The organism is Sorangium sp. So ce204 (genome assembly GCF_051526795.1).
Classification (GTDB): domain Bacteria; phylum Myxococcota_A; class Polyangia; order Polyangiales; family Polyangiaceae; genus Sorangium; species Sorangium cellulosum_B.
The window spans coordinates 10,504,008-10,528,594 of the sequence record NZ_CP150317.1; the positions used below are offsets into that span (position 1 = coordinate 10,504,008).

A 24,587-nucleotide genomic window follows, 5' to 3' on the forward strand; every position below is an offset into this window, starting at 1 on the left:
CACCCTTGGCCACCCCCGCAGGGCGCGTGTACCGTCTGCCAGATGCCGAGCGGGGTCGTGCTCGTGATCGAGGACGAGGAGTACATCGCGGACCTGCTCGCCACCGCGATCCGGGAGGCAGGTTACGAGGTCATCTTCTGCTCCACCGCGGAGGCCGGGCTCTCCACCGCCTGCACCCTGGAGCCCGAGTGCATCGTCTGCGACATCGGGCTGCCCGACCACGACGGCTACTGGGTCGCGCGCAACGTGCGCACCCAGCCGTCCCGGGTATCGGTCACCCCCTTCCTGTTCCTCTCCGCGCTCGACGACCAGGAGGCCCGCCTCGAAGGGTTCCACGTGGGCGCCGACGTCTACATGACCAAGCCGTTCCGGGTCGACGAGGTCGTCGCGCAGATCGGGGCGCTCGTGCAGATGGCGTCGCGCCTGCGCCAGCGGCGGGACAGCCTCATGTCCATCCCGGCCTCCGTCGATCAGACCGCGATCGAGGGCGATCTCAGCCAGATGTCCATCGCGACCGTCCTCACGGTGCTCGAGATGGAGCGGCGGTCGGGCGTGTTCGAGGTGAGCAGCAAGAAACGTCGGGCTCAGCTGGACATCGCCGAAGGGTGCATCGTCGAGGGGACTGTGGGAGGCACGCGCGCATCGGCGCTCGCCGCGCTCCGCACCATGCTCAGCTGGAAGGTCGGACGGTTCGCGTTCGTGCCAGGCGTCCGCCCCCTGCCCGCGGAGCGGACCTCCATCGCTGCGTACCTGCTCGAGGCGACCCGGCTCGAGGACGAGAGCGCCCGCGTCGAGCTGCCGCTCCCGCCATCGCGACGCCGTCCGGAGCCCCGGAGCGCGACGACGGCGCTCGGCGGGCCGTCATCCATCCTGGACGACGTCGCGCCGCCGTCGTCGCGCGTCGTGTCCGAGGAGCGCCTGCGCCGCGGGCCCACCCCTGCGCCGCCGAAGGGCTCCGACCCCGGCCTGGCGATCTCCGATGGGCCGCCGTCGCTCGAGCTGAACTTCGAGTTCGATCTGGCGACCCCGGCGGCGCCGCCGACGCTGCCCTCGCTGGCCCGCAGGACGGCGAGGCCGTCGAGCCAGCGCGGCAGGCGCGTGGAGGAGAGCGAGCCTCCGACGCTCCCGCGAAGCGGGAGCCGAACGCCGTCCTCGCCAGGCCGCGAGCGGCAGAGCGCCGTGGACACGGGCGAGCTCTCCCGCGGGACCCTCGCTCCCCCGGAGACCCAGCCGGCAAGCGACGAAGGCCCGCCGCGCGCGACCCCGATCCCACCGAGACCGGCGCCGGCCAGGCCTCCCCGCCCCGACACAAAGAAGCGCTGACGGCGGGCAACGGGTACAAGAAGAAGAAGCGGAAGCGCCGATCTAGAGCGTTGGCTGCTGCTCCACCTCGCCCGGATCGTGATCGCGCAAGTAGCTCAGGTTGACCGCGTTCACGACGGCGTGCGCCAGGACCGGCCCGACGAGCGACCCGGTCGCCGCGAAGATGGCGCCGAGCCCCGCGCCCACGCCCACCGCCCAGCCGATCCACACCCAGCGGCTGGGGCCGCGCATCTGGTGCATCAGACCGAAGAGGATCGCGCTCAGCAGCACGCCGAGGAGCGGCGTCAGCAGCCCGCGGAAGAGCAGCTCCTCCCCCAGGCTCGAGAGGCCCGCGAGGAGCAGGATCTGGCCGAGCGAGAAGTCGCGCGCGACCGGGCGGAGCTCCGCGTGCAGGCGCCGGGCCCAGCTGAACCGGGCCACGGCGACGCGCGTCGTCACGATGACGCCGGCCGCCAGCGTGAGTCCGAGCGCGGCGCTCGTCAGCAGCGCGGCCAGCGGCGGCAGCGCGAGCCACGGGCTCGGGTGGATCCACGGCCATCCATCCCGCAGCACCAGGCCCAGCGAGACCGCCAGCGCCGCGAGGATGAGATAGCCGGACGCCGCCTGCACCGTCGCGTCGGTTCGACCGGTCCGCGCCCATCGCGACGCCATGTCCCATCATGGCACGCCGAAAGAAGCCGGTGAAGCCGCGCGCGCCGTCAGGACCCCTGGCCGAGCGCCGGCAACCGGAGTACGTCGACGCCCATGCACGCGACCGTGGTCATCTTCCCGGGATCCGACGCGGATGCCGAAATGATCCAACCGCTCCGCGACGTGCTCCAGGTCCGCACGCCGATCGCCCACGCCGACGGGAGGTACCAGGCTGATCCGGAGACGCTCCGCAAGCTCGTCGATGAGCGCGCCATCGCGCTGCAGTACTGCGACCGGGAGGGGCTGGTCGGCGGCGACGCGAACCCCAACGGATCGGCGATGGACATCGCCGGCATCTACGGCGGGCCCCGGCGGAACGTGCTCGGGCTGATGCCGCACCCCGAACGGATGAGCGAGCCCTTCCAGGGCCACGGCAGCGCGGATGGGCGCGCCCTGTTCGACGCCGTGCTGCGCAGCGTGGGCGGCGCCCGCTCGGCCCCATCCGCGAGCGCGCCGTGAGCGACGCGTCGCCCGGCGCCGCCCGCTGCCGCGTGTGCGACGCGGCGCTCGCGCCGGAGGGCGATCGCTGCCCGCAGTGCGGCGCGGCCGCGCGCGCCGAGGCCTGCCCGCACTGCGGCGGCGTGACCGGCGTCTCGGCGCACCCCGAGCTGCGCTTCGCGTGCGACGCCTGCGGCGGCCCGCGCGTCCCCGTCGCCGACGACCGCGTCGAGCGATCCGGCCGCGAGGTGCCGCTGCTCCAGAAGGCGCGCGTGGCGGCCTCGGCGCGCTCGGTCTGGCGCGCCGCGGGCGTCGCGGCCAGCGCGCTGCTCGGCTTCGAGCTGTTCCTGTTCGCCGTGCTGCTGCTCGTCCTCAACGCGAGCGTCGGGCTCTTCACCGCCGGCCTCCTCACCATGGCGCCCGTCGGCGCCTTCGCCCTCTGGGCGCTCCGGCGGGCGAAGTCGCGGAGCCGCGACATCGCGCCCGCGCTCGACGCCGCCTGGGTCTCCGTCGCCTCCGACGTCGCCCGCCAGGCCGAGGGCCCGCTCACCGCCGGCGGGCTCGCCTCGACCCTCCGCATCGCCGAGTCCCAGGCCGAGGAGCTCCTCGCCCTGCTGGAGGTCAACGACGTCGTGCGCGGCGCGGTGAGCCCCGCGGGCGAGTTCGGCTATGCGCCGAAGCTGCGCGTCGGCGCGGCGCGCGGCGAAGACCAGGGCGAGGCCGGGGCCGAGAGCGCGGCGCACGCCCTCGCCGCCGAAGAGGAAGCCTTCGCTGCCGAGCCCCTGACGCAACGGACCGCCCATGTCGACCCCGCGAAGCGCTGATCCCAAGCCGAAGCCGAGCCCGCCGCAGCAGAAGGCCCGCGCGGGCCGGCCCGCGCCCCAGGAGCGCCGCGCCCTGACCCACATCGGCGGCGCGACGGTGCTCGAGGGCGACCCCGAGAGCGCCGCGAAGCTCGCCCACGCGCTCGACGTGGCCAGCTCGAGCACGGCGGAGGAAGCGGCGCGCGCGCACGTGCACGGGTTCCACAGCTACCCGGCCCGGATGCACCCGGACACCGCACGCCGGCTGATCGAGGGCCTCTCGAGGCCGGGAGAGCGGGTGCTCGACCCCTTCTGCGGCAGCGGCACCGTCCTCGTCGAGGCCCGGCTCGCGGGCCGGGCGGCGATCGGCGTCGACGCGAACCCGCTGGCCGTGCGCCTCGCCCGCCTCAAGGTGCAGGGCAGCACCCCCGGCGAGCGCGAGCGGCTCGTCGCCGCCGCCCGCGAGGTCGCGGCCGCGGCCGATGAGCGCCGCAAGGCGCGCGCAGGTCCGAGCCGCCGGTACGGCCCCGAGGACGTCGCCCTGTTCGAGCCGCACGTGCTCCTCGAGCTCGACGGGCTCCGCGTCGGCCTCGACCGCCTCGCGGGCCACGGCGCCGACGCGCTCCGCGCCGATCTCGAGCTCGTCCTCTCCGCCATCCTGACGAAGCTCAGCCGCCGCACGTCCGACACGTCGGAGCACGAGCTGCCGCGGCGGATCGCCGCCGGTTATCCGGCGCGGCTCTTCATCCGCAAGGCGGAGGAGCTCGCCCAGCGCCTCGCCGAGGTCGCGGCGCCGCTCGAAGCGAGCCCCCCCGCGCTCGTCGAGGAGGGAGACGCGCGCGTGCTCCGCGGCGTCGAGGCCGGCTCCGTCCACCTCGCGATCACGTCGCCGCCCTACCCGGGCGTGTACGACTACCTCGCCCACCACGAGGCGAGGCTGCGCTGGCTCCGGCTCCGCAGCGCTCGCTTCGAGCAGGACGAGATCGGGGCCCGCCGGCACCTCGACCCGCTCGGCCCCGAGGCCGGCCGCGCGCGCTGGCGCGACGAGCTCGGCGGCGTGCTCACCGCGCTCGCGCGCGTCCTCCGGAGCGGCGCGCCGCTCGTGCTGCTCATCGCCGACAGCGTGGTCGCCGGCGCGCCGGTCTACGCGGTCGACGTGGTCAGGGCCGCCGCGTCCGGCGCGCGCTTCGCGGTCCGCGCGGTCGCGTCGCAGCCGCGCCCCCACTTCCACCGCCCCACGGCGCGCGCCTTCCAGCGCCGCCCGCGCCACGAGCACGCCATCCTGCTGATCCGCGCATGACCCGCCGAGCTCCCCGCGGCGCAGGCGCATGGCAGGCCGCGCCGCCGCGCATGAGCCACCGAAAATTGCCCCGCGGCGCGGGCTCATGGCAGGGTGCACCGGCGTCGGGCAGCGCGCGAGGCGGCCAGCAACGGCCTCCTGCAGCGCCCCGGCGCGCGCGACGATGGCGAGAGCTCACCTGGCACTTCTTCTTCTCTGGGGCACCTTCGCCCTCGGCTGCGGCAAGGCGGGCGGCGATCCGGGGAAGGCCGACCTCGACAGCACGGGGGTCGACGCCTGCGACAGCTACCTGGCCACGATGACCACCTGCGCCAGCAAGCTGCCCGCGGAGAGCAGGAAGAGCCACGAGGCCGCGATCCGGATCGCGCGCGACGTGCTCGAGGCCCGGGCGGACGCCGACGACGACGCGCTGGAGGGCGACGCGAGGGCGGAGGCGCGCGTCGCGCTCGCGGCCGCCTGCAAGCAGATGAGCGACGCGGTCCTGGACCGCGAGGCGTGCGGCCGCTGAGCGCCCGGGCGAGCGTTCACGCTGCGAGGCACGCGCGGCCGCCCGCCGCGCTTCATGCGAAGGCGGGCACCTCCGCCGGATAGTGCTGCCGGAGGAACGAGGCCCACGGCGGCCGCCGCTCCGCGTGGAACACGTCGCCCGCGAGCATGCTGGTGATGAGCTTGCGCATCGTGGGCCGCTGGTTCGGCTCGAACAGCGTCTCCCGGAACTGGCCTTTGTAAAAGCCCTGAACAACCCCCAGGAAGAGATCGACGGCGTAGCGGATCTCCGCCTCGTAGGCCGCGAACGCGGCGCGCGAGGTGTCCCCGGCGTCGAGCGCGCGGTCGATCGCCGTGGCGGCCAGATCGGCGCCCTTGATGGCGAGGTGCGCGCCCGTCGAGAAGAGCGGGTCGAGGAACCCGCCCGCGTCGCCCACGAAGAGCCATCCATCTCCGGCGAGCTGGTCGATCCGGTACGAGAAATCGGCGAGCGCCCCCACCGGCCTGACGCGCCGCGCGCTCGCGAGGAACTCCCGCGCCCAGCCGCTCTGCGCGACGGTGCGATCGAAGAGCTCGTCGAGCCGCTCCCCCTTCGCCCGGCTCCGGATCCAGCTCGACGACACCACCGCGCCGACGCTCGTCACCTCGCCGCGGAACGGGATGAACCAGAACCACCCGTGCTCGAAGAGGACGATCTGGATGTCGCCCTGGTGGATCCCCTCCTCGCGGGGCACGCCCTCGTAGTGGGTGAACAGCGCGGTCTTGTCGAGCTCGGCCAGCTGCGCCTTCCGCCGCATCCTCGACGCGAGCAGCGTGTCCCGCCCCGTCGCGTCCACGATCACCGGCGCCCGGAGCTCGACGGCGTCGCTCGAGCCGGCGCGCGCGGCCGCGGCCTCCTCCGGCCCGGCGCCGTCGGGTCGAGCGCTGGGCCGCGCGCGCACCCCGACGGCGCGGGGGCCCTCGAACACCACCTCGACGGCCTCCCATGACTCGCGCACCTCCGCCCCGAGCTCCGCGGCGTGGCGGAGCAGCAGCTGGTCGAACGCGTCGCGCTGCACCTGGTAGGCGAACTCGAACCTCGGATCGAACGCGTCGGCGAAGCTGTAGCGCCGCGTCCGCCCGGTCGACGAGCACAGGAACCGGGCGCCGTATTTGCGGAGGAAGCGCGCGTCCAGCTCCGCGTCCAGCCCGAGCCGCTCGAAGACCTCGCGGGACAGCGGCAGCAGCGACTCGCCGATGTGAAAGCGAGGGAACCTCTCGCGCTCGAGCACGAGGGCCCGGCGGCCGAGGCGGGCCAGCGATGCGGCGAGCGTCGACCCACCCGGCCCTCCGCCGAGGATGATTGCGTCCCAGCGATCCGTCATCGCTCGTCGTATAGTGCGTGCCGACGCCCGAGAAAATGCGCTCTCGGCGTCGCGCGCCGGGCAGGGAGGAGGGATCGGCGGTGCCCACGGTCGTGTTCGAGGACGGCGCGCTCGGCCCCGCCGTCACCGCGGAGGCGGGAGCCGGCAGGCTCATCGATGTCTGCGACGACGCGCGCGCTCCGATCGTGTTCTCGTGCCGCGACGCGCGCTGCGCCACGTGCCGCGTCGAGGTCGTCGAAGGCGAGCAGCTCCTCGAGCCGCCCGCGCGCGGCGAGCGTGATCTGCTCGAGCGCCTCGGCGCCCCGCCGCGGCTCCGGCTCGCGTGCCAGGCGGTGCTCCGCGCGGGCCCCGGGCTGGTCCGCTTGCGCGGGGTCGTCGGCCGCGAGGGCTGAGCGGCAGGGAGCCCGCGGCGAGCATCGCGCGCGCCCGCCATCGGGCACCGCCGCAGCGCGCACGTCCCCACGCGGCGGAGCGCGCTCCGTCGCCCTCGCGATCGTCTGCTCCGGTCGTGCCCTGCCATTGGCGGCACAGGCGAACGGTGTTAAGGCAGGCCCCGTTCTGAGGCCCGGCTCCTCGGGGAGGAGAGCGAGATCAGGCGCACCCCGGAGCTGCCCGCGCGCGGTGACGACGGGACGCCGCTCGCCTGGGACGCGCACCGCGGCACCTGCAGCCGCGGTCGCCCGTCGGGCGGAGATGGCAACACCGCGCGGAGGAGTGGACGAGACGTGACCAAAGCCAGGAAGCTGCGCGAACTCATGGCCCGCCCCGGGCCGATCGTCATCATCGGCGCGCACAACGGGCTCTCTGCAAAGATCGGCGAAGAGGCAGGGTTCGACGGGCTCTGGGCTTCCGGCTTCGAGATCTCCGCGAGCTACGCGGTGCCGGACGCGAACATCCTCACGATGGCGGAGAACCTCCAGGCCGCCAAGATGATGAACAACACGTCGCTCCCGGTCGTCGCGGACTGCGACAACGGCTACGGCAACGCCGTCAACGTCGTCCGCTGCGTCGAGGAGTACGAGGCGGCGGGCATCGCGGCGATCTGCATGGAAGACAACATCTTCCCGAAGCGCTGCAGCTTCTACGCCGGCGTGAAGCGCGAGCTCGCGGACGTCGAGGAGCACGCGCTCAAGGTCCGCGCGGCGAAGGCGACGCAGAAGGATCGCGACTTCGTGGTCATCGCGCGGACCGAGGCGCTCATCGCCGGCTGGGGGATGGAGGAGGCGCTCCGCCGCGGCCGCGCCTACGCGGACGCGGGCGCCGACATGGTCCTCATCCACTCGAAGAGCAAGGACCCGGACGAGGTGCTCTCCTTCGCCCGCGCGTGGGACCGCCCGAACACGCCGCTCGTCTGCGTGCCGACGATCTACCGCACGACGAGCGTCGACACGCTGCACAAGGCCGGCTTCAAGCTGATCATCTTCGCGAACCACGCGATCCGCTCGTCGATCAAGGCGATGACGGAGACGCTCCAGACGCTGAAGCGCGAGATGTACACCGGCAGCGTCGACGACAAGGTCGTGCCGCTCGAGCGCGTCTACCAGCTCGTGGGCGTCGACAAGATGAAGCAGGAGGAGTCGAGCTTCCTGCCCTCCGGCAGCCCGGGCGTCACCGCCGTCATCCTCGCCGCCGGCCAGAGCCAGGGGCTCCTGCCGCTCACGGAGGAGCTGCCGAAGCCGATGCTCGACCTGAAGGGCAAGAGCATCCTCGAGCGGCAGATCGACGTGCTCAACGCGTGCGGCGTCAAGGACGTCGCCGTCGTGCGCGGGTACAAGAAGGAGGCGATCAAGGTCCCGAACGCCCGCTTCTACGACAACGACGAGTACGCGACGACGAACGAGGTGGTCTCGCTCTTCCGCGCCTCCAAGGAGCTGAGCGGGCCGTTCCTCTTCCTCTACGGCGACATCGTGTTCGAGCGCGGCCACCTCGAGAAGCTCCTCAAGAGCCCGGCGGACATCTCGATCGTCATCGACCGCGCGTACGCCGAGGGCCAGCGGCCCAAGGACGCGCGCGGCGTGCCCGACCTCGTGGCCCTGAAGGACGCGCAGGAGGCCGGCTACCGCTTCGTCGGCGCCGAGGCGCCGCACCGGGTGGCCCGCGTCGGCCGCGCGATCCCGGCGGGCGAGGCGCACGGCGAGTTCGTGGGCATGGCCATGTTCACCGCGAAGGGCGCGCGCCTGCTCACCGACTGCTACCACCAGCTGCAGGAGAGCCGCGCGAAGGGCGGCTTCCACGAGGCCGAGTCGCTCCGCAACGCGACCTTCACCGACCTGCTCCAGGAGCTCATCGACCGCGGCGCGGACGTGCAGGCGATCGACGTTTACAAGGGGTGGCTCGAGATCGACACGTTCGAGGACTACCGTCGCGCCTGGGCGCTCATCAAGGAGTGATGTGATGTCCCACGGTTCAGGCAAATCGTATGCGCCCGAGTTCGTCGCCGCGCTCAAGGAGGCGGGGTTCGACTTCTTCGCGGGCGTACCCTGCTCGCTCTTGAAGGGCCTTGTCTCGCTGCTCGACGCCGACGCGGGCGCCCGTTACATCTCGGCGACCCGCGAGGACAGCGCCATCGGCATGGCGTTCGGCGCCTGGCTCGGCGGCAGGCTGCCGATGGTCCTGATGCAGAACTCCGGGCTCGGCGTCTCCGTGAACGCGCTGGCGTCGCTCAGCACGATGTACGAGGTGCCCGCGCTGCTCGTCATCTCCTGGCGCGGCGAGGGCGGCAACGACGCCCCGGAGCACATCATGATGGGCGAGATCATGCTCCCCATCCTCGATCTGATGAAGATCCAGCACCGCGTCCTCCGCGCCGCCGAGCCGATGGGGCCCCAGGTGCAGTGGGCGAAGGACGTCATGCTCTCCACCAGGCAGCCGGCGGCGCTCATCGTGCCCGCGGGGGTGCTCGAATGAACAAGCTCGAAGCGCTGAAGGTGTTCACGGCGGCGGTCGGCAAGGACGACCTCGTGGTCTGCTGCAACGGCATGATCGGCCGCGAGCTCTACACGACGCAGGACCGGCCCTCGAACTTCTACATGATCGGCTCGATGGGGCTCGGCCTGTCGATCGGCCTCGGGCTCTCGATCGCGCAGCCGCGCAAGCGGATCTTCGTGCTCGACGGCGACGGCAACGTCCTCATGGGCATGAACGCCCTCGCCAGCGTCGGCAGCGAGCGGCCGGCGAACCTCGTGCACGTCGTCCTCGACAACCGCTCCCACGCCTCGACGGGCGGGCAGCGGACGATCTCGGGCGACGTGAAGCTCGAGTCGGTCGCCAGCGCGGTCGGCTACCGCGCCACGCACCGCGCCGACTCCGTCGAGTCGTTCGAGGCGTCGCTGCGCGTCGCGCTCGTGCAGCCGGGCCCGGTCATGGTCCTCGCCCTCGTCGACGGCGGCACCGTGAAGGGCATCGGCCGCGTCGCGGAGACCCCGCAGGAGCTCGCCTCCCGCTTCGCGGCCGAGGCGCGCCGATGAGGGCGATCCTGCTCGCCGCCGGCCGCGGCCGGCGCATCGGCCGGGACGCGCCCAAGTGCCTCATCTCCATCGAGGGCAAGACGCTGCTCGAGCGCCACCTCGTGAACCTCACCGAGAGCGGCGTCACCGATCTGACGATCGTCGTCGGCTTCCGGCACGAGATGATCGAGGAGGCGCTCGCCTCGCTCCGCCCTTCGCTGAAGATCGAGCTCGTCAAGAACCCGCGGTTCACCCACGGCAGCATCGTCTCGCTCCACGTGGCGGCCGACCGGCTGTCAGGCGGCGGGCTGTGGATGGACGCCGACGTGCTGTACCCGGCCGCGCTGCTGCGGCGCCTCGTGAGCTCGCCCCACGAGAACTGCCTGCTGGTCGACGCGAGCTCGGAGGAGAGCGGCGAAGAGATGATGGTCGGCGTCCGCGCCGGCCGCGTGCTCAAGATCGCGCGCCGCGTGGGCAAGGACTGGGACATCGCGGGCGAGACCGTCGGCTTCGCCAAGGTCGGCCCGCAGGGCGGTCGCACGATGCAGCGCCTCCTCGAGGAGGAGGTCTCCGCCGGCCGCCTCGACCAGGAGTACGAGGCCGCGATGGACCGCGCTTTCCAGGAGGTACCGTTCGGTATCGAGCGCGTCGACGACCTGCCCTGGACCGAGATCGACTTCGAAGAAGACGTGGAGAAGGCCCGCCGCCTGGCGAGCTCCCTCTAGAGCGGGCGCTGAGGGGGACAGCGCGGCCCCTGGGCTCGGCGGCGCAGGGCGCCGAGCTCAGGCCACGGCCAGCTTCGCGCGGCGGGACGCGCCGCGGAGGAACCAGCCGTTCAGCCAGATGACCGCGACGATCCAGACGACCCCGCCCGTCGCGAAGAAGACCTGACCCAGCCAGAGCTGGTTCACGAGGAGCGTCAGCACCACCATCGACAGGAACGCGTCGCCGTTCGATATCGCCCAGAGCGCGCCGATGAGGCGCGTGAGCGGCGACGCCTCCTCCCGGATCAGCTGCTTTACCTGATCCGCGCTGGTCGAGGACCGGCTCCGCCGCGGGTCGAACCACTCGTGCTCGAACGCGAGGTGCCCCATGCGCCCGATGAAGACATCGAAATGGGCAAAGAACGAGGAGGAGGGGCCGAGCGCCTGGATCTTCCGGCGCAGCACGTCCGCCGTCTCGTCGGTGCCCGTCTCGAAGATCGAGCAGTACTTGAGCTTGAAGTAGTCCGCGGAGAAAGAGCGCAGCGCCCCCTGGAGCAGCGCGATCAGCAGGAGCGCGTTCGTGGACACGGTCGCGCTCCACGGGCCCTCCGGCGGCGGGTGAAGGTGAACGTGCCAGAAGATGCCGGCATAAAGAAAGACGACGCCCAGCCAGTCGGCCAGGCCGTCAATGGCGTGCCCGGCGGGGCTCACCATCCTCTTCGCCCGCGCCAGCGCGCCGTCCACGCAGTCCAGGATGGAGCGGAGCTCGAACACGAGCGCCCCGGCGATGAGGTGCCCCGGATCATCGAACGTCACCAGGTAACCGGCCAGCGCGGCGAAGAGCGGCTGAACCAGCGTCACCTGGTTCGGCGTGACCGGCGTCCTCATCAGCGCCCGCACGATCCAGCGCGCGATCGGGTACCGATAGTAGCGATTGAGCGGGTCCTCCATCCGCATCTTCCAGCCGCCGGGCACACCGCCGGACTGGGCGGCAGGTGTCGAGCTCTCGGCAGCAGCGCGCGGTTCAGACATCGGCGATCCCGGGCCGGACTCTAGGGCAGCCGCCCCCGGGGACCAACAGGATTGCGACCTCTCGATGGACATGGCGTGACAGATCGCTGCAAGCCCGCGTCCCGGCGCCACGCCGCGCTTTCCAGGGCGTATCCCGCACCTCCGGCGACCAGCCGCGTAGTCGTTTGCGCTCTTGAAGGTCCACCGAGAACCGAGCTTCGCACCTCGCGTGCGGACGCGACAGGCACACTCGTGCGCTCCCTTCCTGTAAAATCCCATTCTCTCGCCTGCGGCGCTGCGGCCTTCGACGAGCGCGCGCGTCCGCTCGGGCCGGTCTGACGTGGCGGCCGCGTCCCGCCGGGCGCTCCGGGGGGCGCCCGGCGAGAATGGCGGCGCGCCGGGGCTCCTCGGCGCTATGGTGGCGCGGTGGCAAACAGGTCCTGGAGCGCGGCGCTCCTGCTCGTGGCCGCAGGGTGCACCGCGAGCGTGGGATCCATCGGGGCTGTCCTTGGGCGAGACAACGAGTCGCTGGCGCTCTACGTGCGCGACGTGCCGCCGGGCCTCGCCGCCGAGCGAGCGGGGCTGATCCCGGGCGACGAGATCATGATGATTGATGGCGTGTATGTCCGGGATCTCTCGTCGGCGGCGGTGCGCGATCGGCTCCGCGGCGCCGTCGGGAGCGCCGTCGAGCTCACCGTCGTCCGCGGGCGCGACGTGCGGCGCGTCCGGGTCGTGCGCACCGAGCTCAGGGCGCACGAGGGGCTCAAGCCCAGAGAAGAGCAGATCCTGCCTTGAAGCGGGGCCGGTGACCGCTCATTGCGCGGCGAGCGCCACGAGCTCGGCATAGTGCTTGTTCGCGTAGAAGGAGAGCACATCGACGGCGTCGCGCACCTCGCTCGGATCGAGGTCCTGGAGGCGGTACTCGACGCTGAGAATCACGTCGCCCTCCTCGTCGGCCGAGAGCTTGGCCATGTTGATCTCGCGGTTCAGCTGGAGCAGGCGCCGCACGATCGCGTCGCCCTCCTCGAGCTCCATCGGGAGCCGCACGAACGGGATCACCGCGAAGACGACGAAGGGGGGCGAGAGCCGCACGAACAGCGGGAAGAGCCGCTCGGCCCCCTGGAAGTCGCTGCGCATGGCGTCGTTGGATATGACCTCCACAGCCCAGCCCTCGCGCTCGAGGCACGCCTTGATCTCGTCGAACGTCATGCGCGGCATCATAACCTCTGACGGCGCGGCGCACTCGGGGCGAGCGCGCCGGATCGAAGGCCCGACGCCCCCCGCTCGTCCGGTCTCGCGGGCGATCCCGCCGGGGTGGGGAGCGCGGACGCACCGGGAAGCAGGGAAGCAGGGAAGCAGGGAAGCAGGGAAGCAGGGAAGCCGAGTGAGAGTGCTGCCCAGGCAGCAGCCTGCGCGAAACCTCGGTGCGGCTCGAGCTCGAGCTCGAGCCCGAGCCCGAGCCCGAGCCCGAGCCCGAGCCCGAGCCCGACAACGACAGCCGCCGGGAACCGTCCACGCGGACAGCCCACGCGGACAGCCCACACCGACAGCCCGGAGGCAGCTCGTCCGGCCGGCGCTTTTGTCCGCGGAAGGCCGTGGCTCGCGTTGACGGTGCCCCGCGCTCGAACTATGCGTAGAGGTCCGATTTCGAGTCCGCCGAAGGAGCGATTCATGCGCCGTTACCAGTTCACATCCGAGTCCGTCACCGAAGGACACCCCGACAAGGTGTGCGACCAGATCTCCGACGCCATTCTCGACGGGATCCTCGAGAAGGATCCGACGGCCCGCGTCGCGTGCGAGACCCTGGTGAAGACGGGGATGGCCGTCGTGGCCGGCGAGATCACCACCTCGGCGTGGGTCGACATGCCGGTCGTCGTGCGCAACACCATCAAGGACATCGGCTACACCGACGCCGCGATGGGCTTCGACTACGAGACGTGCGCGGTGCTCACGGCCATCGAGAAGCAGTCGCCCGACATCTCCCGCGGCGTCACCGAGGGCGAGGGCCTCTTCAAGGAGCAGGGGGCAGGCGACCAGGGGCTCATGTTCGGTTATGCGACGGACGAGACGTCGGAGCTGATGCCCTCCCCCATCAGCTATGCCCACCGCCTCGCCCGGAAGCTCGCCGACCTCCGCAAATCCAAGAAGCTCGACTGGCTGCGCCCCGACGGCAAGACCCAGGTGACGATCGAGTACGAAGATCAGACGCCCGTGCGCGTGAGCGCCGTCGTCGTGTCGACGCAGCACGGCCCCGAGGTCAAGCACAAGACGATCGTCGACGCGGTGCGGAGCCTGATCATCGAGAAGTGCATCCCGGCCAAGCTGATGGATAAGAGCACGAAGATCTACGTGAACCCCACCGGCCGCTTCGTGGTCGGCGGCCCCTTCGGCGACGCCGGCCTCACCGGCCGCAAGATCATCGTCGACACCTACGGCGGCATGGGCCGGCACGGCGGCGGCGCCTTCAGCGGCAAGGACCCGACCAAGGTCGACCGCTCCGCCTGCTACTACGCGCGCTACGTCGCGAAGAACGTCGTCGCGTCCAAGCTCGCGGCGCGCTGCGAGGTGCAGATCGCCTACGCCATCGGCGTCGCCCAGCCGGTCGGCGTCCACGTGAACACCTTCGGCACGGGCCGCGTAGGTGAGGACGTGCTCGAGAAGTACATCATGCAGAACTTCGACATGCGGCCGAAGGCGATCATCGAGCAGCTCGATCTGCTGAAGCCCATCTACCGGAAGACGGCCGCGTACGGCCACTTCGGGCGTGACGAGTTCGCCTGGGAGAAGACGGACCGCGCGGCCAAGCTGGCCGAGGACCTGCTGCGCCCGACGCTCGCCGCCGTCCCCGCGGCCACGAACGGCGCCGGGAGCAAGAAGGAGCCGAAGCGCAAGGGCAAGAAGGAAGCGGGCGCCCAGGCCTGATCGTTCAGAGCGCTCCGCCCGCTGCGTGGGAGCGGGGCGAACCGTGGACGGCCCCTCGGAGGGGCCGAGAGCGCCGGCGCTGTGGAAGCGCCGGCGCTCTGCGTTTTGTCGCCACGCGCCACGATCCGCGCCTCCTGGAACGCTCATGGCCATGGCGCCTGGGTCGGATACGGGTGCCACGATGTGGGCATTCACCTCACAAAAAAGCACTGGCCTTTGCCGGGATGAGCTGACTGCTGCGGCCGCTTCTGCTGATAAAATCATCGACGACTCCCGTATCGCCGGATCGACCGAACCTCCCTGGTTCCATGCGACCTCGAGGAGCACCGATGAAACCTTGGTTGAATTTCTTGAGCCTCATCACCGCGGCAGGGTGTCTGGGCGCGGCCTGCACCGGGAACATCGGACCGGCAGGCGGCCTCGATGTCGGGGAGGGCGGCGCCGCGAGCGCGTCGAGCACCGGCGAGATACCGACAACGACAGCCGAGACGACGGCCGACGCGACGACCGTCGCCACGTCCGCGGGGGTGGGCACGGGGGGCGCGGGCTGCAGCGGCTCGCCGGACGCCGACGACGACGGCGACGGCTTCACGGAGCTCGACGGCGACTGCGACGATTGCAACGCGCTGATCAACCCGCGAGCGCTCGAGCTCCCGACGGTCGGTGGAGAAGGGGGAGCCTCGCCGGAGCCCGTGGACGACGACTGCGACGGCACCGCCGACAACGTGCCCGAGCCGTGCGACGAGGGGATCCCGATCGACGACCTGGATCCGCTCAACGCCGCGAGGGCGGTCGAGCTGTGCAAGATGTCGTCCGGGCCCGCCGACTGGGGCGTGGTCTCCGCCGCCTGGGTCATGGTCGACGGCGCGCCGCCGCCGCAGGAAGCCCAGCTGCTCGCCAACTTCCACCTCGGGCACGGCATCCTCCCCAAGTTCGGGCCCAACGTCCCGCCGAGGGCGGGCACGCGGCTGCTCGCCCTCTCGAGCGGCACGGCGCGGACGGCGGACGACGAGGGGTTCGAGAGCCCGCAAGGCTTCGACAAGAAGTACGAAGGTGATTTCCCCGAGGGCTTTCCGAAGGTCCCTCGCAACTGTGATGATCTGGTGCTCGCGAAGCCGTCCGACCCGACCGCCGTCGAGATCACCCTCCGGGTCCCGTCGAATGTCCGCGGCTTCGCGTTCAACGTCAATTACGTCACGTTCGACTGGCCCGTCGTCTGCGACAGCTTCAACGATTACTTCGTCGCGTTCCTCTCGCCGCGGCCGGCCAACCTCATCGACGGCCACATCCTGTTCGACAGCGAGAGGAACGCGATGAGCGTCAACAGCTCCTTCATCGACGTCTGCGCCTGCGCGAGCGGCCCGCCCTGCGATCTCGACGAAAGGGTGTACGCGTGCACCCGCGGGACCCGGGAGCTGCTCGGGACGGGGTTCGAGAGCCGCGCGGGGACGAGCTGGCTGGTGACCTCGGCGCCCGTGGAGCCGAACACGGAGATCAAGATCCGCTGGGGCGCGTACGACGCCGGAGACCACCAGCTCGATTCGACCGGGCTCGTCGACAACTGGCGGTGGCTCACCGACAAGGACGAGAGCGTGATCACGCTGCCCGATCCCCCTGCGCCCCAGCCGTAGGTCGCGTCGCTGCAGCGGCGGCGCGCCGGCGCGCGTGGGAGGCGATGGCCCGCGCGCCGGGCGATCAGGCCGCGATCGGCGCGTCCGAGGTCGCCGCGCCGATGCCGGCGAGCAGCTCCTTGTACCAGGCGGCCGCCCCCGCCGCGCGGCCCGCAAGCGCGCGGCTGCCCCAGAGGACCGAGAGCGTGCGCGTCGTCCCCGGGTGCGTCTTCGTCCGCTGCGCGTCCTTCACGGCGTTCGCGCACGGGCCTTCCGCGTCGAAGACGCAGAGGAGCCCCTCGAGGTCGATCTCCTGCCCCGAGGCGTTGAACACGTAGCGGGAGCCAGCGGGCGCGACGTCGATGCGGAGCGGCGGGCGGGCGCGATCGAGATCGATCACGCTGATGGGCAGGCCCGTGTGCAGCGACACGGCGTTGCACGCGTCCACGGCCGCGTTGATGGCCGCGAGCGATCCCCCCTCGGCGGCGCGGATGAGGTACTCGGAGGCCGGCTTGCCCCGGCCCGTCGGCTTGTAGCCGCCGTGCCGGAGCAGATCGCGGACCGCCGACCGCACGGCGTCGTCCGAGCGGAACGGGGCCGAGGCCTCGCCGGACAGGAGGCCGCGGAGCGCGTCGCTCCCCTGCAGCTCGCCGAGCGGCGCGGGGAACGTCGTGACGAAGGCGGCGACTTCGAGCAGAGGATGCGCCGAGAGCGTGAGCACGCGGCGCACTCTACACGACGACAGCGCTCCTGGATGGATGCTCGTCATCTCACACTCTCTCGGTCGATCCCGGGAGTGCGCAGGTCGACTCGATGGTGCCCGCTCTGCGGCGCAGATCGACTACCCTGGCCGGCCGTGACGACGGACGCCACACGCCCGAAGCTGAGGTCGCCCGCCGAGCTCCGGCGCTCGATGGGCGCCGCGGCGCGGAGCCGCCCAGGAGGCGTCGCACCACCGCTCGCCGAGCGCGTGATCCCGTGGCTGCTCGGGGCCATCGTCGCCGGGTCCGTGCTCGCGATCGGCGCTGTCCATACGCCGACGCTGGCCCTCGTGTCCGCGGTCGTGGCGATCGCCGCCGCGCTCTCGCTCCGCGCCAGCGCGCTCACCGGCGAGCCGTCTCCCGTGAAGACGCTGCCGGCGCTCACGCTGCTCGGCTTGACCGCGTATACGCTGCTGCAGGCCGCGCCGCTGCCGCTCGCGTGGCTCGAGCGGCTCTCGCCGGCGAGCGCCGACATCTGGTCGCGCTCCCTGATGCCGCTCGGCGAGGCGGCGCCGCGGTACGCCAGCGTCTCGCTCGACCCCGGGGCCACGCTGGTGGAGGCCGTGAAATGGCTGACCTATACCGGCGTCTTCATCACGGCCGCGTTCGTCGGCGCGCGGCGCGGCGCGAAGCTCGGGATCACCCTGGTCTTCGGCAGCGCGTTCCTCGCCGCGCTCACGACGATCGCCCACGGGCTGCTGGGCGCGACGACCGTCTTCGGCCTGTATCAACCGCGGTTCTCGGTGGCGTCATGGCACGTCGGGCCGCTGCTCAACCCGAACAACCTCGCCGGTTACCTGAACCTCGGCATCCTCTCGGGGGTCGGGCTGCTGCTCACGAGCAGGCCGCTCCTGCCGCCCTGGGTCGCCGGCGTCGGGCTCACCACGATCGTCGGGGTCGGCATCATCGCGTCGTCCCGCGGAGGGCTGCTCGTGCTGCCGCTCGGCCTCGCCCTCTTCGCGTTGCTCTCGCGGCGGCGGCGCGGCAGGCACCGCTCCGGCCCCCGCGGCCGGGGCGCGGCGGCGTGGCTGCTGAGCGTGGCCATCGGCGGCGGCGCGCTGCTGGCCGCGCTCGCCGCGACGAACCGCACGCTCGCGGAGATGGCGGACGACAACCTCGACAAGCTGTCGCTCTTTCGCTCGACGCTCCCGCTGCTCGCGGATCACTGGCTCCTCGGCATCGGGCGCGGCGCGTTCGAGACGGTGTTCCCGGCGTACCGACAGTCGCCGGGGAACATCGTGTTCACACACGCCGAGAACGTCGTGATCCAGTGGGCTGCGGAGTGGGGTGCTCCGGTCGCGGCGGCCTCGCTCGTCGCGTTCGGCGTCGCGTTTCGCCCGGGCAAGATCGCCTTGCGCGCGAGCACGGCGGCGCTGGGCGCCTGGGTCGGCTGCGCGGTGCTCGTCCTCCAGAACCTGTTCGATCTCGGGCTCGAGGTGCCAGGCGTCAGCATCGCGCTCGCGGCGACCCTGGGCTCGCTCTGGGGTGACGCCCATGGCGAGCGGCCGCGGCACCTGGCGCCGGCAGGCGAGCCCGGCCCGGAGCGGTGGCGGTCGTGGCAGGCGGCGGCCTGCGCCGCGGCCTCCGCGCTCGCGCTCGCCTCCCTGATGGTGCGCTTCGGCTGGCGCGACGTCGACCACGACCGCCGGTCGCTGCGCGCGCAGAGCGACGCCGGCGCGGCGAGCGGCGCCGGCTGGCCACGCTTCCGCGAGGAGCTCCGCGCGGCGATCCTCCGCCACCCCGCGGAGCCGTACTTCCCGCTGCTCGGCGCGGTCGCGGCGCTCCGGGGCAGCGGCGAGAGCCCCCTCCCATGGCTCCAGCGCACGCTCGAGCGCTCGCGCCGCCACGGGCGCGCCCACCTCCTGCTCGCGGAGGTGCTCGCGTCGCGCGGCGCCAAGGAGCAGGCGCTCCTGAGCCTGCGGCTCGCCGTCGAGGACGACCCGGGCGTGACCGACACGGCCGCGGTGCTCGCCCGGCAGTGGACCCACACGTGGGAGGAGCTGCTGCGGGCCGTGCCGGAAGGCAAGGCCGGGGTCGAGGTGCTCGAGCGCATGGCCACCGCGGGCGACCGCCGGCAAGAGGTCGACCTGCGCCTGCGCTGCGCGGAGGAGGCGATCGCGCGCGACCCCGCGCGGGTCGGCGCGCGCTGGGCCGCCGGCGATGCGCTGCTCGCGATGCTGGAGGCCCCGGGCTCCGCCCGCTGCAGCGGTGACGACGGGCGGAGGGCCGCCTGCGAGCGGGAGATCGAGGCGCACGCGGCGGCGGTGCAGGGCCTCGACGACGACTCGTTCTTCGCGGTCCAGCTGAGGGCGCGGCTCCTCCTCCTGGGCAAGAAGAGCGCGGAGGCGGAGCAGCTGCTCTCCGGGAGCTGCGAGCGGCTGGACAACCGGGCCGGCTGTCTTCGCCTGCGGGTCGTCGCGGCGGCGCAGATGGCCTCGTCCGAGAAGCTCCTCCCCGCGCTCCGCGAGCTGCTCTCCGCGTCGTGCACGACGCTCGCGGCGTGCGCGGCGACGGCGACCTGGGCCGGCGACCTGCTCGCGGCGCGTCAAGACCATCCTTCGGCCGTGACCTACTACGCGCGGGCAGCGCAGGACGAGCCGACCGAGGAGCGCCTCCTCAAGCTGGCCGACGCCGCCAGCCGCGCGGGCGCGCACATCGAGGCGTCGAAGGCGCTGGAGCGCCTGCTGCAGCGGCGCGGGGGGCAGGACCCTGCGCTGCGCAAGCGGGTCCTCGAGGAGAAGGCGAAGGCGCTGGCGCCTTCGCTCAGCCCGTAGGTAGATTGCGCACGATCGTGGCCATCCTCGCCTTCCTCCCTCTCCTTCGAATCACCCTGTGAAGCTGTCGTCGTTGCTGCGCGCTGGGATGCACGGCGGCGCGGGGGTCGCCTTCGCGGTCATCCTGCCTCGCGCCGTCTCGCTCGCGGCCCAGTGGGTGCTCGCGCTGTCGGCCGACCCCGCGGCGCTCGCCGCGCTCGCCAACTACACGTCGCGCGGGATGGTCGTCGTCGCGCTGGTCTCCGCCGGCCTCGCGCCGACCCTCGCGCGCCGGGCGCGCGCCTTCGCGACCAGGGGGGGCCGCGCGCTCGTGGGCGGCGCCCTCGCGCTCGTCGCCGTGTTCGCCTTCAGCTGCACGCTCGCCCATGAGCTGACCACCGGGCTGGGCGGGACGGCGGGTCTGGTCACCGCGCTCTTCAGCGCGTGCTCGCTGCTCGCCGCCGCCTCGCCGAGCATCTGGCCGAGCTGGCAGCTCCAGGGGCGGTACCTGCGCGCGCTCGCGGTGCTCCTCGTCTTCTCCCCGGGCGCGTCCATGCTGGCCGCGCTCGCGGGGCGCCCCGATGCCGTCGCCGTCGCGATCGGGATCGCCGGCGCCTCGCCCGCGCTGCTCCTCCTGCGCCCGACCCGGCTCCGGCGCGCCGCGCGTTACGCGATGCTCGTCGTCCGGCGCGCGGTCCCGTACTCCGTCGCGAACTTCGCGACCGTCATCGTTTACCCGATCTCGCTCAGCGCCAACCTGAAGCTCATCGGCGACCATCGCGTGGGGCAGCAGGTGCTCTACTGGTCGTTCGCCGCGGTGCTCTCCCAGGCGTCGCAGGCGTTCGCCGCGCGCGCTGTCGCGGGCGCGAGCAGGTCGGGAGACGAGGCGACCTGGCAGGCGCGCGCCGTGCGCGCCTGGCTGCCTCCGGCCGCCCTGCTCTCGCTCCTCGGCGCGGCCATCTATGGGATCTTCACGGTCCGGATCCCCGGCCTGCCGCACTCGGGCGCCGCGCGCGACGCCATGACGATGACGATGCTGGTCTCTGCGGTGGCCCCGCTCGTCACGGACGCCATGTGCATTTACTTCTCCGGCCCGGGTTCGCGCCGCGTGCTCGCGGCGGGCAGCGTGCTGAGCAGCGCGTGCGTGGCCGGATGGCTCCTGCTGGCGCCGGCGCCCCTGGTCCGCCATTTCGGTGTGTTCGGCCCCTCGGTGCTCGTCGGCGTGGCGCGCCTCGCCTTCGTGATCGACGCGCCTGTGCGGCGGTACACGCTCGGCGCGATGCTCCTGCTGATCGCGGCGTTCGCGCTCACGCTGGCGCTCGGCGGGGGCGTGAGCTTCTAGCGCGCCGGCCGCGCGTCGTGCGGCCAGCGCCCGCGAGGTGCCCGGGTCGCGCGGCGGCTCGGCGGCGCGCTCGCCGTCCCGCGGGCCCTGCCGAGGGCGACGAGCGCCAGGGCGATGGCGCCGAGGCCGGCCGCCCACGAGGCCGGACGCTGCCCCGGCGCCTCGGTGCACACGCAACCACGGCCGTACAGGAGCGTGTCGTCCCATCCGGCCGCGCCGGCGCCGCCAGGACCAGCGCTGCCGGTGCCCCCTGCCCCGCCATCGCCGCCCCCCCCTGCTCCGCCGCCAGCGCCTCCTGCTCCGCCGCCGCCGGCGCCTCCTGCTCCACCGCCGCCTCCCCCTTCGCCCTGCGGCATCCTGACGATCACGCCGTCCGACCCCCGGTCCGGCGAGAGCCCGGCGGCAGAGACCGCGCGCACGCCGACGTAGTACTTCGCCCCGTCGACGAGCGGCAGCCCGCCGACCGAGGCATCGACGACGTCGCCCACGTCCTGCCAAGCAGGCGAGGTCAGGTAATCGCCTTGCCCGCCCACGACCGTCACCTGATACGACGTCGCGCCGTCGACCTTCGACCACCTCATGTGGAGCGTGTCCCTGGTCTCGATCTCGTCGATGTCCTCGTCCAGCTCGCCGCTGCCCGGATCGACATCCCAGACGAGCTCGGGCGCCGGCAGGATCTCGTGCCGCATGTTGTAGAGGTAGCCATCTGCCACGCTCACGAGGATGTCGTCGTGGCCGTCACCGTCGGTGTCCGCGAGGCTCGGTGAGCCGACGGGGCTGCCGAAAGCATAAGACCACACGAGGCGCGCCGAGCACGCGTCGACCGCATAAAGGAAGCCGTTCGTGGAGCCGACGAGGGCGGTCGGACCGGCGGACGCGCGCCCGGTCAGGTTCCCCGAGATCGCCACGTCTCCGAGCTGGCCCATCGGGGCGCCCGCCTGTGCGGCGGCGCTCTCCGCGTCGAACGCGCGGTCGCCCGCGAGGACGATGAAGCTCGATTGCCCCCCGCTGGCGGCGTCCAGCACGGAGAACGTCAGCCGCGCCGGATTCATGAACGACCCCTCGACGAGGACGGTCTTGCCGTCGCAGCTGGCGATCGCGCCGTGCGGGTAGGGACGGATGTCCTCTGCGCCCCTCCACAGCGCGGCGCTCAGGTCGTGCGGCAGCGCCCGCGCGGGGGCATACCCCCCCTGCAGGGTCATCTCGAGCCGATGATCTCCCGACACATCGGCGAGGATGGGCATGAAATAGAGCAGCGTCTCCGGGTTCTCGCCGAGGGGGCTGCCGTTCCGACCCGAGAGCACCTTGGCCCTGTTGATCGCGACCGCCACGTCCTCCGCGCCGTCGCCGTTCCAGTCGGCGATCGCGACGGCCTGGGTGCCGGCGGAGGCGTCGATACGGTGTTTCCACCGCTCTCCGCCGCCCCCATCGATCGCGACGACCTCGGTGTGCAGGTTCGGATCCACCGTGACCGCCACGAGCTCGCGCGCGCCGTCTCCGTCGAGATCCCCGTGCAGCACGTCCCACGCGGGGGGCTTCTCGAGCGGAGTTTCGCTCGTTTGCCTGCCGTTCGCGTCGAGCGTCGCGACGGCGTACTTCACCGGGTCGGTGAGCGGGCGCAGCCGCCTGAAGCACGCGAGCGTCGCGGGCGAGCTCCCCTCGGCGGGGGCGATGGACGCGCCGAACGCGTCCCTCACACGCCAGGCGGGCTTGGCCGGCGCCACGTTGCTCGCGCCGTCGGACGCGACCCGGACGAGGTCGCCCCGGCTGTCGACGACCACGACGCTGGCGGCGGCGTCCTCCGGAGAGAACCTCGCGGCGAGCGGGGCGCGGCCAAACGTGACGAAGGCGCCCGGGCCTGTGTAGAAGCCGCCGACGCGCATCCCGGGCAGGACGTCGCGCCCCTCCCGCACGAGGTTCGAGGGCTCGAACGACGCGTCGAGCAGCGTGAGGAACCCATCGGCACGCGAGACCACCAGCCGCGGCCACGACGGAGCGCTCGCGACGGGCAGCTCGAGCGCCGCGATGCCGCTGCCAGGCCCGACGGAGTAGACGGCCGCGACCGTCGTCCCGCCCCCCTGCATGTCCACCGCGGTGAGCGCCACGGGCTCCGACGTCGACTCGAGCACGAGCTCGCCGCGTCCGTCGCCCGTGAGATCCGGAGTCACCAGCGAGAAGCTGAGGTTCGTCCTGCGGGATCTCGCCCAGTCGAGCCGCGTGCGCACCCGCTCGCCGTCCAGCGACCAGAGCCGCTCCAGCGAGCCTCCGGCGGCGCGGCTGAACCGGTGCGCCGACACGCGCTCTTCGCGCGACGTGACGATCCATTGCTCGGAGCCCGCGTCTCCCTGGACCGCGCCCTGCGCTATCGCGTCGGGAATGGCGGCGAGCACGGCGCCCGTGGCGGCATCGAGCACGAAGGACGTCCAGGTTTCGCCCACCTTGCCGCTCGCCAGCACCTCGAGCGCGCCGTCGCCGTCGAGATCCCACGCGAGGCGCGTCGGGGCGCGGGCGTCGCCGCCGTCATTGGGGCTGAGGGTCCTTCGCCAGACCACAGCGAGCGACGGGCTCTCGTCCGGCCTGTACGCGAGCAGGGTGACCTCGCGCGCGCCCTGGTTGCCGCGGACCCGATTCTGGAAGCAGAGCGCGTGCTGACCGGGGCTCGCCAGATCGCCCATGGTCACGGCCTCGCAGACGGCCCCGCCGAGATGGACGCCGATCCTGGCCGACTCTGCAAAAACATCCCCCGATCCCGAGACGAGGAATAGCTGGTCATAGGAGGACACGAGGAGATCGTCCGCGCCGTCTCCGTTCCAGTCGCCCACCGTGTCGATCGTCGCGTTGCAATGCACGCGCCGCGGAGGAGGAGGCAACCGCTCGACAGCGCCGAACCCCCCCGCGAAGCTGTAGATGACACCCGGGCTGTCCGTGCGCACGGTGCAACAGCCACACTCGTCCAGGAAGAGATCGAGATGACCGTCGCCGTTGAAATCGGCGAGGCGCGCGGCCCCGAGCGTTCCGAGCTCCGAGGCGTCCTCGCGCCACAGGATGGCTCCGCTCGATCCATCGATGACCGCCGCGCCCGCGCCGCTCAGCGCGACGATCTCGAGCCGCCCGTCTCCGTCGAGATCGTCGACGGAGTGCAGCGTTTGCAATCCCAGCGATGGGGTGCTCCAGCGGACGAATCCCAGCGGATCGGAGAGGACGACGCGGCCGCCGGACACAAAGAGCAGGTCGATATCGCCGTCCTGGTTCGTATCCCCTGCGAGCACCCGGCCTGTCCCGAGGACACCGCCGAGGTACGCCCGCCAGTAGGGCGCCGGCTTCACGATATTGCTCGTGGACGACGTGGCGCCCGTGCGCTGCGCGTCGTGACGGGCAGATGGCCAGTCGGCGGAGGCCGAGGCTCCCTCGAGGAGGAGCGCAGAGCAAACCGCGCTCGCGACCGCGCCGCGCGCCATGAAGGACGATCGTTCCATTCTGACTGCCCGAGCGCGTTTTCCGCTTCCGGACGCGCGGCCGGAGTGTACTCCATCAGCGCGAGCGTCGCACCGCGCGAGAATGTGCCGCACCTCGCCTGCCCGACGCCAAGCCGACGCCAAGCCGATGCCAGGCGCGCCGCAAGGCCGCGCATTGT

21 protein-coding genes are annotated in these 24,587 nt (G+C 72.4%); 15 read left to right on the forward strand and 6 right to left on the reverse strand.

Features of this window, described 5'->3' with window-relative positions; genetic code table 11:
- Window positions 1–42 precede the first annotated feature (42 nt).
- Window positions 43–1,323 carry a response regulator gene (locus tag WMF22_RS39395; RefSeq protein WP_438033074.1) on the forward strand — a complete coding sequence of 427 codons (1,281 nt, stop codon included), beginning with the start codon at window positions 43–45 and terminating at the stop codon, window positions 1,321–1,323.
- Window positions 1,324–1,365: 42 nt separating this feature from the next.
- Here the strand turns inward: WMF22_RS39395 and WMF22_RS39400 are convergent, their stop codons facing one another.
- Window positions 1,366–1,974, reverse strand: a complete 609-nt coding sequence (locus WMF22_RS39400) for a CPBP family intramembrane glutamic endopeptidase (RefSeq protein ID WP_438033075.1) — start codon at window positions 1,972–1,974, stop codon at window positions 1,366–1,368.
- Between the two features lie 141 nt (window positions 1,975–2,115).
- On the opposite strand from WMF22_RS39400, the gene WMF22_RS39405 reads away from it, so the two are divergent.
- The 4 genes from WMF22_RS39405 to WMF22_RS39420 all read left to right on the forward strand — a co-directional run bounded on the left by WMF22_RS39405 (window position 2,116) and on the right by WMF22_RS39420 (window position 5,062).
- Complete coding sequence (locus WMF22_RS39405) at window positions 2,116–2,472, forward strand: phosphoribosylformylglycinamidine synthase subunit PurQ (protein ID WP_438033076.1); 357 nt, start codon at window positions 2,116–2,118, stop codon at window positions 2,470–2,472.
- A complete protein-coding gene (locus tag WMF22_RS39410) occupies window positions 2,469–3,275 on the forward strand; it encodes a zinc ribbon domain-containing protein (protein ID WP_438033077.1) in 807 nt (268 codons plus the stop codon). The genes WMF22_RS39405 and WMF22_RS39410 overlap by 4 nt, the downstream gene beginning before the upstream one ends.
- Window positions 3,253–4,554, forward strand: a complete 1,302-nt coding sequence (locus WMF22_RS39415; protein ID WP_438033078.1) for a DNA methyltransferase — start codon at window positions 3,253–3,255, stop codon at window positions 4,552–4,554. Before WMF22_RS39410 ends, WMF22_RS39415 begins: the two co-directional genes overlap by 23 nt.
- A 163-nt stretch (window positions 4,555–4,717) precedes the next feature.
- On the forward strand, window positions 4,718–5,062 hold the full coding sequence (locus tag WMF22_RS39420; RefSeq protein WP_437295094.1) for a hypothetical protein: 345 nt from the start codon (window positions 4,718–4,720) through the stop codon (window positions 5,060–5,062).
- A gap of 52 nt (window positions 5,063–5,114) precedes the next feature.
- Here the strand turns inward: WMF22_RS39420 and WMF22_RS39425 are convergent, their stop codons facing one another.
- Window positions 5,115–6,404 (reverse strand): NAD(P)/FAD-dependent oxidoreductase, encoded by a 1,290-nt coding sequence (locus tag WMF22_RS39425; protein WP_437295095.1) that lies wholly within the window; start codon window positions 6,402–6,404, stop codon window positions 5,115–5,117.
- Window positions 6,405–6,484: 80 nt separating this feature from the next.
- On the opposite strand from WMF22_RS39425, the gene WMF22_RS39430 reads away from it, so the two are divergent.
- The 5 genes from WMF22_RS39430 to WMF22_RS39450 all read left to right on the forward strand — a co-directional run bounded on the left by WMF22_RS39430 (window position 6,485) and on the right by WMF22_RS39450 (window position 10,575).
- Window positions 6,485–6,796 carry a 2Fe-2S iron-sulfur cluster-binding protein gene (locus WMF22_RS39430; RefSeq protein ID WP_438033079.1) on the forward strand — a complete coding sequence of 104 codons (312 nt, stop codon included), beginning with the start codon at window positions 6,485–6,487 and terminating at the stop codon, window positions 6,794–6,796.
- A 333-nt stretch (window positions 6,797–7,129) separates the two neighbouring features.
- The gene (locus WMF22_RS39435; protein ID WP_012239913.1) at window positions 7,130–8,794 is read left to right on the forward strand and encodes an isocitrate lyase/phosphoenolpyruvate mutase family protein; all 1,665 of its coding nucleotides are present in this window, start codon (window positions 7,130–7,132) and stop codon (window positions 8,792–8,794) included.
- A 4-nt stretch (window positions 8,795–8,798) separates the two neighbouring features.
- Complete coding sequence (locus WMF22_RS39440) at window positions 8,799–9,311, forward strand: thiamine pyrophosphate-binding protein (protein ID WP_437295098.1); 513 nt, start codon at window positions 8,799–8,801, stop codon at window positions 9,309–9,311.
- On the forward strand, window positions 9,308–9,871 hold the full coding sequence (locus WMF22_RS39445; RefSeq protein ID WP_437295099.1) for a thiamine pyrophosphate-dependent enzyme: 564 nt from the start codon (window positions 9,308–9,310) through the stop codon (window positions 9,869–9,871). The genes WMF22_RS39440 and WMF22_RS39445 overlap by 4 nt, the downstream gene beginning before the upstream one ends.
- Complete coding sequence (locus WMF22_RS39450) at window positions 9,868–10,575, forward strand: NTP transferase domain-containing protein (protein WP_438033080.1); 708 nt, start codon at window positions 9,868–9,870, stop codon at window positions 10,573–10,575. The genes WMF22_RS39445 and WMF22_RS39450 overlap by 4 nt, the downstream gene beginning before the upstream one ends.
- 57 nt (window positions 10,576–10,632) lie before the next feature.
- On the opposite strand, the gene WMF22_RS39455 is transcribed toward WMF22_RS39450, so the two are convergent.
- Window positions 10,633–11,586: a CDP-alcohol phosphatidyltransferase family protein gene (locus WMF22_RS39455; RefSeq protein ID WP_437295101.1), complete on the reverse strand. Its 954-nt coding sequence runs from the start codon at window positions 11,584–11,586 to the stop codon at window positions 10,633–10,635.
- A gap of 405 nt (window positions 11,587–11,991) precedes the next feature.
- On the opposite strand from WMF22_RS39455, the gene WMF22_RS39460 reads away from it, so the two are divergent.
- Window positions 11,992–12,360, forward strand: coding sequence for a PDZ domain-containing protein (locus WMF22_RS39460; protein ID WP_231864455.1), 369 nt, complete (start codon window positions 11,992–11,994; stop codon window positions 12,358–12,360).
- Between the two features lie 18 nt (window positions 12,361–12,378).
- On the opposite strand, the gene WMF22_RS39465 is transcribed toward WMF22_RS39460, so the two are convergent.
- A complete protein-coding gene (locus tag WMF22_RS39465) occupies window positions 12,379–12,774 on the reverse strand; it encodes a YbjN domain-containing protein (protein ID WP_437295102.1) in 396 nt (131 codons plus the stop codon).
- Window positions 12,775–13,236: 462 nt separating this feature from the next.
- Between WMF22_RS39465 and metK the strand changes: the two genes are divergently transcribed.
- Both metK and WMF22_RS39475 read left to right on the forward strand, forming a co-directional pair.
- Entirely contained in the window at window positions 13,237–14,487 is a 1,251-nt protein-coding gene (metK, locus tag WMF22_RS39470) for a methionine adenosyltransferase (RefSeq protein WP_437295103.1), read from the forward strand.
- A gap of 329 nt (window positions 14,488–14,816) precedes the next feature.
- Entirely contained in the window at window positions 14,817–16,118 is a 1,302-nt protein-coding gene (locus WMF22_RS39475) for a hypothetical protein (RefSeq protein ID WP_438033081.1), read from the forward strand.
- Window positions 16,119–16,182: 64 nt separating this feature from the next.
- Here WMF22_RS39475 and WMF22_RS39480 read toward each other — a convergent pair whose 3' ends face one another.
- Entirely contained in the window at window positions 16,183–16,818 is a 636-nt protein-coding gene (locus WMF22_RS39480) for a phenylalanine--tRNA ligase beta subunit-related protein (protein ID WP_438037318.1), read from the reverse strand.
- Window positions 16,819–16,953: 135 nt separating this feature from the next.
- Here WMF22_RS39480 and WMF22_RS39485 point away from each other — a divergent pair, with 135 nt between their 5' ends.
- Together WMF22_RS39485 and WMF22_RS39490 are read left to right on the forward strand one after the other, a co-directional pair.
- A complete protein-coding gene (locus WMF22_RS39485) occupies window positions 16,954–19,632 on the forward strand; it encodes an O-antigen ligase family protein (protein ID WP_438033082.1) in 2,679 nt (892 codons plus the stop codon).
- Between the two features lie 58 nt (window positions 19,633–19,690).
- Complete coding sequence (locus tag WMF22_RS39490; protein ID WP_438033083.1) at window positions 19,691–20,953, forward strand: hypothetical protein; 1,263 nt, start codon at window positions 19,691–19,693, stop codon at window positions 20,951–20,953.
- Here WMF22_RS39490 and WMF22_RS39495 read toward each other — a convergent pair.
- Complete coding sequence (locus tag WMF22_RS39495; RefSeq protein ID WP_438033084.1) at window positions 20,950–24,429, reverse strand: FG-GAP-like repeat-containing protein; 3,480 nt, start codon at window positions 24,427–24,429, stop codon at window positions 20,950–20,952. The genes WMF22_RS39490 and WMF22_RS39495 overlap by 4 nt on opposite strands.
- Window positions 24,430–24,587 lie beyond the last annotated feature (158 nt).